The sequence below is a fragment of the Vibrio sp. 99-70-13A1 genome (assembly GCF_013114625.1).
Taxonomy (GTDB): domain Bacteria; phylum Pseudomonadota; class Gammaproteobacteria; order Enterobacterales; family Vibrionaceae; genus Vibrio.
Genome location: NZ_VTXD01000040.1, coordinates 1 through 12,864, shown reverse-complemented (window position 1 = coordinate 12,864; position 12,864 = coordinate 1). Strand labels below are relative to the sequence as shown.

Below are 12,864 nucleotides of genomic sequence, written 5' to 3'. Positions count from 1 at the left end.
TAAACGTTATTTAGCTGGAAAGTGCTCAGGGTTCATGAAAGGAATGAGCGCTAAAATCAGGGCTTGATGATAAACAGAGCTTCGAGAAAGTTGATTGTGGGTCAATAAACCAATAGCCCCACCTTGTTGCTTAATATTGTTGGTACCAAATACTTCATCCATCACATCACCCAATTCGTTAGCATGCTCTAGCTTATTTAAAACTGCTGGTGGGAGCATAAGGCTAGCTGAACGAGATTCACCTCTTTGTTTCTGAGATTCAATGATCATCCAAGCAAAGGTCACAGAACCTTCTATTCCAGCTTCCAACCCCACATAAAAGTCAGCACCAGGTTGAGTAAGTTCTGAGTTTCTAACTCGATTTTCAGCCCCTAGATAAGTTTCATCATTAGTCATGGGTTGGTCTGCAACTCCACTTTCTACACTTACTCCTGTAAACGTGAAATCTTCATTTGGGAAAGCAGATTGGAAAGCGCTTTTTACGGCATTAATTTTTGCGGGGTTTAGCGAGGCAATAACTACAGATTTCATGGTTCGGCTCTTAATTTCTGGCGGCGGTTGCCACGCGTAACTTTACTTTAGATTGATTATACATACTGCGTATTAGCGCCTAAACGTGTTTGTGACCAATACATTAGTTCTTCAATTGGCATAGGTTTTCCAAAATAGTAACCTTGCATAAAATCACACTGGTAGTTAGCGAGCCATTGATACATTTCTTCCGTTTCAATGCCTTCTGCGGTCACCATTTTATTTTGAGCATGGCATAGTTCGATGATTGGCTTAACAATATGCTGATTATTGGTTGCCATGAGCGTATCTAAGAATACCTTGTCGAGTTTGATTTTTTGAACAGGGTATTGAACCAGTTGTGTAATAGAAGTGTACCCCGAGCCAAAGTCATCAATGGCGAGCTTGTAACCTAAGCGAGCTAATTCTCTAAGCAAAGGAAAGCCTTGGGATTCAGATTCAAATGTTTCAGTTATTTCAAAATCAATCAGCTCAGGAGGAATTTGATTCGCTTTCGCGTGTTGATGAATAAACTCAGATAAGCGAATCGTTTCTAACTCTGCTGAAGATAAGTTGATTGATAATTGAATAGCATGAGGAAATTGAGCTTGTACTTGATGGAACGACTCAAATGCGTTTTTGATAACCCATTTATCGACAATATCAAATAAACCCGTTTGCTCAGCTATAGGAATGAATTCATCAGGGGAGACAAATCCTAATTCTTTAGAGAGCCAACGTAGCAAGACTTCAACACCAACCACTCGCTGCCCTTTTGCATCTAAATAGGGCATGTACATCAGCTTAAATTCATCATCAAAATGATTTTCTCTTAATGCTCGTTCTATATCTGCGCGGCGTTGTACAAGCTTATCAAGGTCTAATGAGTAGTAGGCATGTTGGTTTTTACCCGCTCGTTTTGCTTGGTACATAGCAGTATCTGCATTGGAAATGAGCTTCTCTATGTTGTCACCATCGGTAGGGTAGGTGGCAATACCAATACTGGCAGTAATAGGGAAGTTACCTAGCTCTGTAATGAAACCATGTTGCATTGGCGCGAGTAATTGGTCAGAGAAATCTTTCGCGACATCACCAGAGTTAGCTGGGGCATTGATGAATACCGAGAATTCATCCCCTGATAATCGTGAAACCATGCAGGTTGCAAAATGGTGACTTTGGTAAGCGTCACAAATGTTTGAAATTCGTTGGGCAAAAGAGACCAAAATAGAGTCACCGATTTGGTGTCCGTACTTATCATTTACGAATTTGAAATTATCGAGATCGAGGTAAAGTACCCAGATAGAACGGTTTATATTTGGTACAGATAAGGAGATTTCAGCATGATTTTGAAATTGATGGCGGTTTGCTATTTGAGTGAGTTGATCTCTTTCGGCTAAGATTTTTGTTTGCTGATAAGTATCATCTAACTCTTGATACATATTATAAAATCGATCAGATAAACGACCTATTTCATCATTATTGTCTAACCGCTCAATGTTTTTCCTTTGTCGCCTTTCTACTTGTTTTAATTGTAAATCTAAGCGGGTAATTGGGTTAATAATGGTTCGGTATAGCAGGGTCAGTAATAACCCCATGGTGACAAGAGCTGACAACACAAATGAAGCGGTAATTTCATTCCAGATTGAATTGAGTTTATTAGTCATCAAAAATTGAGCGGGATCGACGGTTGCATAAAGTGCAGGGGCTAACTGTATTGATTGAGTTAGTCCAGTTTCGATTTGAATTCTTTCGTTAGAAAAAAATAAGCTGGTTTGATAATCGTATTCGATTTGTTTTCGCAATGTACTGAACTTATCCAATGAAACGGAGACGACAACAAAGAATACATTATCAACTTGGTAGCTTAATGGTGTTACCAGTGTGCGTTGATCTAACACCTCATAACGGACCAACAGACCTTCACCTTGAGAGTTGCGAGTGTAACTGATGTTGGAGGTTTCTAGGGTAGTTTGATATTGATAGTTGATGTGTTGAAGTATTTTAGGGTCTATCTGAGCTAAGTGATCATGGCTGTTGTCGGCGTAGTATAAAACATTACGATTCCCATCTAGGAGAGCTAAGCCTGTAAAACTGCTGTTTCCATCTTGAAGTAGATCAATGGTTTCTTTCAGATTATCAATCAGTTCCACTTCGCGATATGGGTTTTCATTAAGAAGAAAGTAATGTTTTATGATGTCACTTTTAATGAGAGTGTAAGAGTAACTATTAAGAAATGACCGAGCTTGACGAAAGTGACCTGCTAATTTTTCCATATCAAGCTGTAGAGCATTTTCTTCCCGCTTGATAAAAGCATCTTTCTGGTTGGTATAAATAATGTAGCTAGACAACGCAGTACTGCACAGTATTACAGGGGCTATAAGAAGTAAAATTTTAGTACTTAGCTTCATGAATGACTACAACAGTATTTATAAACTTAACGTGTAAGCCTATATCAGTTAGAGGTTCGGTGCTATTCATTACCCCTTATTCCGTGAGCTCTTGTGATGGGAATAGAGTTTTATATCAAGAAATGTTATTGATTTTAGGGGGGTACCGTTTGAAAGCTTAGTGGATGTATGACTAGAATTATCACCAAGCTAAGTCGTCAGTTCAGTGTCTATTGCATTTATGCATCACTGATTCGAGCATGATGTTTAAATCATTTCTAGCCAGTGATACATAATTAAATGTTTCTATATTCGGAACATTACTGCAGCTTTACTTGCGTTGCTTTGATATTTTCACTTGGGTAACAACCTAGCACTTTCAAGTGTGTCGTAAGCTTAGTAAGTTCTGCAATGGCATGCTGCATATTTTCTGAATCAAGATGAGCTTCTAAATCGACATAGAACATTTCTTCCCAAGGGTTGCCCATGATTGGACGAGACTCAAGCTTTGTCATATTGATGTGATGACGTTGAAGAACTAGCAAGGTTTCCACAAGGGAGCCTGCCGCTTGCGATGTCGACATAATTAGAGTGGTTTTTGCCGGAATTTGCGTAGAAACCTCAACTGGTTTACGCGCTACAACGATGAAGCGAGTATGGTTCTCTGTTTGGTTTGCAATATTTCCCTGTATAGCTTGTAAGCCATACAATTTACCACTTGAAGCGTTACCAATTGCGGCAACATCATCGCTACCTAACTCTTTCACTTTCAACATCGCATCAGCAGTACTTGCACATGACTCCAGTGTTACTCCATTCATTCGGCTTAAAAATTCGCTGCATTGCTGGTGTGGTTGGGGGTGTGAGTAAAGTGTTTTAATGTCTTCAATTCTAATATCGTTTTTAGCGACCAAACAGTGCTCAATTGGCTGTGACAGTTCACCAACAATGTACAATGTTGTGTGCTGAAGAAGGTCGTACACTTCATTGATAGAACCTGAGCTGGTGTTTTCAATAGGAAGAACACCATAATCGGCATGACCAGACTCAACCGTAGTCGTTACTTCTTTAAAGTGACCGCAGTTAAGCTCAATTAGCTCCATATTTTTACGGCTAAAATACTCTCGACTTGCTAAATGAGAGTATGAACCTTTGGAACCTAAGAACGCGACTCTTGCTAGTGGCTTACGACTTTGCGGGTTCGCTAGGTTTTGTAAGTAAGACTGCTGCAGTAAGACAGAGTCTTCGATGATTGTATGGAAAAGCTTAGTAATATATTGGGCATCGAGTTGGTATTTATCTTTGCCATTATTAATCAGTTTTACTAATAGCTGCTGCTCACGCTCTGCATCACGAACAGGTTTAGAGGTCTCTACTTTACTTTTAGCAACTTCAATACTGAGCTGTCTGCGTTCTGAAAGTAGTGAAAGTAGCTGGTCATCCAGATCATTTAAGCGAAGGCGAATCTCATCGAGAGAAATATGGCGGTCAGTCATGAATTTTTCCTTATAAAAAAGCCTCCCTTATTCGGGAGGCTTTCTGTTCGTTTTTGACTTGTTTTTCTAAAACGACTTAGCCTCCGATTTACGGAAGAAAAAAGAAGTCAAAAATAAACAGGTGTTGGTTATGCATAAAATGTGATTTTTTTATGAGTGTTTACCCACAATAAGCAAGCGTTGTTCGAGCGTCAAGCAAAAAAATAGCGCCGTAGAGGCGCTATTCTCGAATCTTCTCATTTCCTTTATTCAGCTTCGGCTTCGAACTCTTCTATTTCAGGTTTTTCTGAACGGCGAGCTTCCGGTTTATGGATAAGCTTATTAAGTTGACGCTCTAGTTTTTGTTCAACTTCGTTGATTGCTACGTATAGGTCATCATGAATAGATGACGCAACCAGTTTTCCTTTTGGTACTGTCAGAACAGCTTCAAATTTCTTTTTCTTATTTGGTTCTTCGCTAAAGCTTGCTTGGCATCCAATGATGTCAATTTGCCATTTATCAAGCTTTTTAAATTTACTTTCAATGTGCTCACGGATTGCAGAGGTGATGTCAATATTCTTACCAGTGATATTCATTTTCATAGATTCTTTCCTCTGTGGTATCCCTCATGGGTTAACTTCAGATTACTGTTTCAAGGAATAAAAAACGTGATTAAGATCACCTTTGTGGTGTGCGGTATTATTATTAAAATCAAATGTGATCTTACGCAAATCTTTGTTCTTAAAATAATAAAACTGCTTGTTATCAATGACGAAAAGTCTAAATTGGAGGCAAGGTTCCGCTAAAAATTATTGCTGTTTTTAGGGGAGTTTTACAGCTTTGAAAAATGAGCGGTTAAATAACCACCATTCGTTTGAGGACGTTTAATAGGATAGATATTTTGATGGAACGAAGTTTTATCAAATACTGCTAACTGATCAATATCAATGAATGCAGAATTCAATAAAAAGCCGCTTAAACTTTCTCTTTCTAGCTAAAAGTATTTTAAGCGGCTTTTTTGATTTCGAATATGTATGTGTCTGTTAATCAGGTAACTAGCTTTACTCTCCAACTTATCGTAAAGCTTGGAAGAACACTAAGGTAGGTCGCTATTAATGCTTATGTTATTTTTTAGTAACTTAGCATTGCCTGCACCCTTTATCGCTTGTATAGCTTCGAGTTGTTTGTAAATCACATAGTAACGGTTGATGTTTGTGACATAAGTTACGGGTTCTTTACTGACGTATTTTCGTGTGATGATCTCAACATTTTTAAACCACACATTTGGGTCGTATCCCTTTTTCTTTGCAAGGCTTCTCATTTTTCTAATTTTAGCTGGACCAGCGTTGTAGGCAGCTAATGTAAAATATATTTGATCATCAGGGCTGATAGCTTCATCGTTAAAATATCGGTCTTTGATAAAGCGCATGTACTTGATGCCAGCATGAATATTATTGTCGACCTTATGTATATTGGGAATGTTAACGTTTTTATCTCTCGCGGTGCTTGGTAAAACTTGCATAACACCGATAGCTCCCTTATGAGATACACGGCTTTGATCTAGCCCGGATTCTTGAAAGCCTTGAGCTGACATCATTAAAGGGTCGAATTCATATCTATTTGAATACTTTTGGAATACTTCAGATAAATTCGCAACTCGGTCCACTTTTTTGGGGTTAAGCACTCGGCTTAGCCAGCGTGTATTATCAATATATTTTTGGTAAATCACATTTCCCAGTAAGGTGCCTGAGCGAGCTGTTTTTACGTATTGGTTAATTTCTTTTTTTAACTGCGGGCTATTCTTCCTTAAAGCCCAAGCTATTTTGCTATTTTCACGCAAAGGCAGCGATTCATGTATTTGAATATTATCCATCACATTCAGCCAGAGCCTAGCTTTGTGACTATCTAGGATTGTGCTTTCTATATAACCTTGATTAACCAGTTCAATTAATTCGTAATCTTGAAGGGATTCTTCAACAAAGTGAACGTGAACGGGAGGTAAATCCTGCTCGTTCAGCTCTTCATTAACTATTTGGATACTCTCAAAGTAGCTAGAGCTCGCTCTTACCCAAACCTCTCGTCCACTTAATTGTTCTATTGAAGTGAAGCTTTCAGTATCTAGATTTGTAATGATCAGTTCTTTGCTGTTGCTGATCATTGGATTAGCAAAGTCGATCACTTTCAATCGTTTGTCGGTAATGGTCAGGTTAGCTACGGCTACATCACCATAACCAGATTTTAATGAAGGAAGTAAATCATCACGTTGTACAGGAATGATCTGCACATTTAGGTAGGGGTTCTTCTTCTTTAAACTTTTTTCAAAGTGGTAAAGCATTTCAGCAACAATGCCTTTAGGCTTCCCATCTTCTATGAAGTAAAAACCAAGATCAGCAGAGACAAGGACTCTTACCGTACCTTTTTTCTTTAGCTCATCTAAGTCTCCCACATAAGGTGCATTACTTAATGGGGATAGCTCTAATGCATTTAAAAGCGGAGTAAACCCGACAATTAAAATGAGTAATATCAACCTGCTCACATCCACACTCCATGTTGATGTTATGTTAATAGTTATTCATTAAAGATACCGTTTACAATGCGATTCATCAAGTTTGCGTTTGTTTTGGATGAAAAAAACGCACTATAAATAGTGCGTTTAGAGTGGCTTAGATGTACTTACATACTTAGCTTATAAAGGGTTTAGCTCGATAAGTTGTTCTGTTCTTTTTGCCGCATCATCTAGTTTTAATTGGCGGTAAGCTTCCAATTGAATATCTAATGATTTTCTTGCTGCGATAGTATCTGGGTACGTTTTTTGTAGTTCTTGGCTGCGGTTAATTGCTGCAATCCATGCTTCACGGCGCAGGTAAAAATCAGCTGTAGCTAAATCGTATTCGGCTAAACGGTTCTTTAATGCAAACATACGTTTTTGTGAATCTTCAGCATATGGGCTTAATGGGAAGCGCTCGAGTAACTTTTTAAAATCAGCAAAAGCAAGTTTTACTGGCTCTGGATCTCGGTCACTACGGTCTATGTTGAATAGATCATGCATAAAGTTTCGGTCTTGAGCCATATGCGTTAGCCCGCGCATGTACAGTACCCAGTCTTGTTTTTCATGAGTTGGATTTAGGCGTAAAAATCGAGAAATGGTTGCCAAGCCTAACGCAAGGTCATCATTTTTATAGTAGGCGTAGATCAGGTCGAGCTGCACTTGTTCAGAATAAGCACCGAAAGGGTAGCGAGAGTCTAGTGCTTCTAATTTTTCAATTGCAGTTAGCCAGCTGCCACTTTGCAGAGAAACTCGAGCTTCTGAATAGAGAACCGATGGTGGAACATCAGGAACTATTTCGTTGCTACTTGAACAGCCAACTAACAATGTTAATGCCAATAGGCCCGATAAAGTAAAGTGTTTCATGTCCGGGGTCGATTCCTTGAATTTAAATATTTCGTAAGCTTCCGTTACTTTCTAACCAGTAACAGATACAATGATGCAATTATTCTATTTTATCCATACTAATGGGTATTAGTCTCACGGTTTTTAAAAAAGTTCGATATGGCTCAGCAGATAACATTAACAGACACAGTAAAAAGCAGCCAGTTAGGTCAACGTTTAGACCAAGCTGTCGCTGAACTATTTACCGATTTTTCTCGCTCTCGTATTAAAGAGTGGCTTCTTGACGGCAAAATCCAAGTGGATGGCGAAGTTATCACTAAACCGCGCACCATAGTTTTGGGCGGTGAAGCGATCATCTTACAAGCGGAGCTTGCAGATGAAGAGCGCTGGGAAGCACAAGATATTCCGTTAAACATCGTCTATGAAGATGATGATTTATTGGTTATCAATAAACCTCGCGATCTGGTTGTACACCCAGGCGCAGGTACGCCGGATGGAACCATACTTAACGCATTGCTTTTCCATTACCCTCAGATTGCTGAAGTACCTCGTGCGGGTATTGTGCACCGTCTTGATAAAGACACAACAGGTCTTATGGTTGTGGCTAAAACGGTTCCAGCTCAAACTCGTCTTGTGCGTGCTCTTGCTAAACGTCGTATTACTCGTGAATATGAAGCAATTGCAATTGGCAAAATGACTGCGGGTGGTGTTGTTGAGAAAGGCATTAGCCGTCATGCAACTAAGCGTACGTTAATGGACGTTAATGAATTGGGTAAGCCTGCGGTAACTCACTACCGTGTTGCGGAGCACTTCCGCGAACATACTCGTATTCGTTTGCGTCTAGAAACAGGTCGTACTCACCAAATCCGTGTTCACATGTCATACCTTCAGCACCCGCTGTTAGGTGATATTGCGTACGGTGGTCGTGCACGTATTCCTAAAGGTGCATCTGAAGAGCTGACGACAATGATTCGTTCTTTTGATCGCCAAGCACTGCATGCTGTAATGCTTAAATTTGTTCACCCTATTACGGGTGAAGAAGTTGAGTTCCACGCACCTATTCCAAATGACATGGTTGTGATGGCAGAAGCATTACGTGTTGATGCTCGCGAAAATCACGAAGACGACATCTAATCATGTCAATAATCATCCCTAACTGGAATTCGCCTTCAAATGTCAAAGCAATTTCTTCGACAAGAGTGGGTGGTTTTTCAAAAGATGAATATCGAGGGTTAAACCTCGGTACTCATGTTGGGGATGACATTAGTTTAGTTCAGAAGAATCGAAAATATCTTCAATACCAAGAAGGCATGCCTAGTGCTCCCGTCTGGTTAAATCAAACTCACTCTACCAATGTAGTTGAAGTGGTGAAGCCTACTTTAGATGTTTTGGATGCAGATGGCGCATTTTCAATGTCTCCTGGTGTTGTATGCTCTGCAATGACAGCCGATTGTCTTCCTGTATTGCTAACGAATACTTCCGGCACTCAAGTTGCGGCAGTTCATGCGGGTTGGCGTGGTCTTGCTGGTGGCATTATTGAAAATGCGATATCCAAATTTAGAGAACATGATCCACAAAGCGAAATTATGGCTTGGCTTGGTCCTGCTATTGGCTCTTCAGTGTTTGAAGTAGGAAGTGATGTAGTTCAAGCTTTTGTTGATTTTGACTCGAATGCGAAAGCTGCATTTCAAACAAAGCCCGAACAGGGCAAGTGGTTGGCGAACATGTCTCAATTAGCACGTCAGCGTTTGAACTTAGTGGGGGTCACTGAAATCTCAGATTCAAATCTTTGTACTTACTCAAATCCTGATTTATTTTATTCATACAGAAGAGATGGAATAACGGGTCGTCAAGCAACATTCATCTGGATGACGTAACGCTTCTATATAATCTCTATATCTTTTCGATTTGTTCGCTCTCATATCTTTATCTCCCCCCTTGAAAATTCACGTTACCGTATCCATCTTCTAACCATAAAGAAAACATAATCTTAATGAGTTAGGAAGGTTGGAATGCGTCTCGATCGTTTCACAAGTAAATTTCAAATTGCGATATCTGATGCACAGTCGCTCGCACTTGGTCGTGATCATCAATATATCGAGCCTGTACACTTAATGGTTTCGCTATTAAATCAAGATAGCAGTGCCATTCGTCCATTATTGACGATGCTAAATGTTGATGTTGTTCAGTTACGTTCGAAATTGAGCGAGATGCTCGACCGAGTTCCTAAAGTTAGCGGGATAGGCGGTGATGTCCAACTTTCCAGTGCTATGGGCACACTTTTCAATATGTGTGACAAAGTGGCGCAAAAGCGTCAGGACACGTACATTTCTTCTGAGGTATTTCTACTCGCAGCAATCGAAGATCGAGGACCTTTAGGTAACTTGTTAAAAGAGCTAGGGGTAACTGAACCGAAGTTGACTCAAGCTATTGAAAAGATTCGAGGCGGACAAAAGGTGGACGACCCGAATGCTGAAGACAGACGACAAGCTTTAGAAAAATTCACTATAGATTTAACAGAACGTGCAGAGCAGGGGAAATTAGATCCGGTTATTGGGCGTGATGATGAAATCCGTAGAACCATTCAAGTACTGCAGCGCAGAACCAAGAACAACCCTGTCATCATTGGTGAACCAGGTGTAGGTAAAACGGCAATTGTTGAAGGATTGGCACAGCGTATTATCAATAATGAAGTACCAGAGGGGTTGCGTGGTCGACGTGTTCTATCTTTAGACATGGGATCACTAGTCGCGGGTGCGAAATATCGAGGCGAATTTGAAGAGCGCCTCAAATCAGTATTGAATGAGCTTTCTAAAGAAGAAGGCAACGTCATATTATTTATTGATGAACTTCATACCATGGTTGGTGCGGGTAAAGGTGAAGGTTCTATGGATGCTGGAAATATGCTTAAACCAGCATTAGCTCGGGGCGAACTTCATTGTGTAGGAGCGACTACTCTTGATGAATACCGTCAATATATCGAAAAAGATCCAGCTTTAGAGCGTAGATTCCAGAAAGTACTCGTTGATGAGCCAACAGTGGAAGACACGGTTGCGATTCTTCGTGGGCTAAAAGAACGTTATGAGCTTCATCATCATGTAGAAATAACTGATCCTGCTATTGTCGCCGCTGCGAGTTTATCCCATCGTTATGTTTCAGACCGCCAGTTGCCCGATAAAGCGATCGATCTTATTGATGAAGCGGCTTCAAGTATCCGTATGCAAATTGATTCGAAACCTGAATCTTTAGATAAGTTAGAGCGAAAAATTATTCAGCTCAAAATTGAGCAGCAAGCTTTAACTAATGAGAATGATGAGGCAAGTAACAAGCGTCTTAATACACTGCAAAATGAATTGCTAGATAAAGAGCGTGATTTTGCAGAGCTAGAAGAAGTTTGGAATGCGGAAAAAGCAGCGCTTTCAGGTACACAACATATTAAAGCTGAATTAGAACAGTCTCGCATGGATATGGACTTTGCCCGTCGGGCGGGTGACTTAAACCGTATGTCTGAACTTCAGTATGGACGCATTCCAGAATTAGAAAAGCAATTGGATCTCGCCACGCAAGCTGAGATGCAAGAAATGACACTACTACGTAATAAAGTGACAGAAGCTGAAATCGCCGATGTACTGTCAAAGCAGACCGGTATACCCGTTTCAAAAATGTTAGAGGCTGAAAAAGAAAAGCTTCTCAAGATGGAAGGTGTTCTGCATAACAGAGTAATTGGTCAAGCTGAAGCGGTTGAAGTGGTTTCTAATGCAATACGCCGTAGTCGAGCTGGGCTCTCTGATCCAAATAAGCCTATTGGGTCTTTTCTATTTTTAGGTCCTACAGGGGTAGGGAAAACGGAATTATGTAAGACGCTCGCAAATTTCATGTTTGATAGCGATGATGCCATGGTTCGAATTGATATGTCTGAGTTTATGGAGAAGCACTCTGTTGCTCGGCTTGTTGGTGCTCCTCCTGGTTATGTAGGATATGAAGAGGGCGGATACTTAACTGAAGCTGTTAGAAGAAAACCTTATTCCGTTATTTTACTTGATGAAGTAGAGAAAGCTCACCCTGATGTCTTTAATATATTACTCCAAGTTCTGGATGATGGTCGTTTGACTGATGGGCAAGGAAGAACAGTTGATTTTCGTAATACAGTTGTAATCATGACTTCTAATTTAGGGTCATCACGTATTCAAGAAAACTTCTATTCACTTGATTATCAGGGAATCAAAGATGAAGTGATGGATGTGGTAGGGAAGCACTTTAGACCAGAGTTTTTGAACCGTGTTGATGAAAGTGTTGTTTTCCATCCGCTAGGGCAAGAACATATTAAATCAATAGCGTCGATCCAGTTACAGCACCTTAGCAAGCGAATGGAAGATAATGGATATGAGTTAGAAGTAACCACTCCAGCATTAGATCTTATTGCTCAAGTCGGCTTTGACCCTGTTTATGGCGCTCGTCCATTAAAAAGGGCAATACAACAAAGTGTAGAGAACCCATTAGCAAAAGCGATTTTAGCAGGCAAAGTTGATCCAGATAAGAAAGTCCAGTTGCGTGTAAATAATGACAAAATTGTTGCTCATCAATAATGGTGATGTTTTTCGTGCTAAGAAAATAATCAAAGTGATGTAAATATTATCGCTTTGGTTGTTTTGTGTTCATGTGAGTGGCTAATCGTAATTTTTCCTTGAACTCACTAAATTAGTCTCTATAATCCGCTCTCGTTGTCAGGCAAGACTAAACAGTCTCCTGAAACGATAGCGGTTAATTTTTTAATAAATTAAGCCTAGATAATTAAAGCAAAAAAGTGTTTGACACTGAGTTTTGATTCGCTAGAATGACCGTCCACTTGAGAGGCTTCATTAACTTGAAGTGTTGAAAGTAAAGCTCTTTAACAATTTAAACCTATCAATCTGTGTGGGCACTCGTTGATGAATATCACTAGTTTGTTTTCGCTTTTATAAGCAAAGGCAAACAGATTCCTCGGAATCAAAATGGTATCAATGAACTGAGTGACCAATACGAGATTAAGTTTACTTAATCTTGGCACAGTCAATTCATTACCATTCTGTTGGAATGGTAATAGCTTTAGAATTACATGTTC

At 39.8% G+C, this 12,864-nt stretch carries 9 protein-coding genes and 1 other annotated feature; of the genes, 3 read left to right on the top strand and 6 right to left on the bottom strand.

Going from position 1 to position 12,864, the window contains the following annotated elements:
- Positions 1–6: 6 nt before the first annotated feature.
- The 6 genes from yjjX to F0226_RS19300 all read right to left on the bottom strand — a co-directional run bounded on the left by yjjX (position 7) and on the right by F0226_RS19300 (position 7,784).
- Positions 7–531 (bottom strand): inosine/xanthosine triphosphatase, encoded by a 525-nt coding sequence (gene yjjX, locus F0226_RS19325; protein ID WP_171737173.1) that lies wholly within the window; start codon positions 529–531, stop codon positions 7–9.
- Positions 532–587: 56 nt separating this feature from the next.
- Positions 588–2,918: an EAL domain-containing protein gene (locus F0226_RS19320; protein ID WP_171737172.1), complete on the bottom strand. Its 2,331-nt coding sequence runs from the start codon at positions 2,916–2,918 to the stop codon at positions 588–590.
- 299 nt (positions 2,919–3,217) lie between these two features.
- Positions 3,218–4,393 (bottom strand): prephenate dehydratase, encoded by a 1,176-nt coding sequence (pheA, locus tag F0226_RS19315; protein ID WP_171737171.1) that lies wholly within the window; start codon positions 4,391–4,393, stop codon positions 3,218–3,220.
- Positions 4,394–4,405: 12 nt separating this feature from the next.
- Positions 4,406–4,526: a sequence feature (Phe leader region), on the bottom strand.
- Positions 4,527–4,638: 112 nt separating this feature from the next.
- The gene (raiA, locus tag F0226_RS19310) at positions 4,639–4,974 is read right to left on the bottom strand and encodes a ribosome-associated translation inhibitor RaiA (RefSeq protein ID WP_171737170.1); all 336 of its coding nucleotides are present in this window, start codon (positions 4,972–4,974) and stop codon (positions 4,639–4,641) included.
- Between the two features lie 494 nt (positions 4,975–5,468).
- A complete protein-coding gene (locus F0226_RS19305) occupies positions 5,469–6,914 on the bottom strand; it encodes a transporter substrate-binding domain-containing protein (protein WP_171737169.1) in 1,446 nt (481 codons plus the stop codon).
- A gap of 144 nt (positions 6,915–7,058) precedes the next feature.
- Complete coding sequence (locus F0226_RS19300; protein WP_171737168.1) at positions 7,059–7,784, bottom strand: outer membrane protein assembly factor BamD; 726 nt, start codon at positions 7,782–7,784, stop codon at positions 7,059–7,061.
- A gap of 138 nt (positions 7,785–7,922) precedes the next feature.
- Here F0226_RS19300 and rluD point away from each other — a divergent pair, with 138 nt between their 5' ends.
- From rluD to clpB, 3 genes are all read left to right on the top strand, one after another.
- Positions 7,923–8,897 carry a 23S rRNA pseudouridine(1911/1915/1917) synthase RluD gene (gene rluD / locus F0226_RS19295; protein ID WP_171737167.1) on the top strand — a complete coding sequence of 325 codons (975 nt, stop codon included), beginning with the start codon at positions 7,923–7,925 and terminating at the stop codon, positions 8,895–8,897.
- A gap of 2 nt (positions 8,898–8,899) precedes the next feature.
- Complete coding sequence (gene pgeF / locus F0226_RS19290) at positions 8,900–9,640, top strand: peptidoglycan editing factor PgeF (protein WP_171737166.1); 741 nt, start codon at positions 8,900–8,902, stop codon at positions 9,638–9,640.
- 135 nt (positions 9,641–9,775) lie between these two features.
- Entirely contained in the window at positions 9,776–12,349 is a 2,574-nt protein-coding gene (clpB, locus tag F0226_RS19285) for an ATP-dependent chaperone ClpB (protein ID WP_171737165.1), read from the top strand.
- The last annotated feature ends 515 nt before the right edge of the window (positions 12,350–12,864 follow it).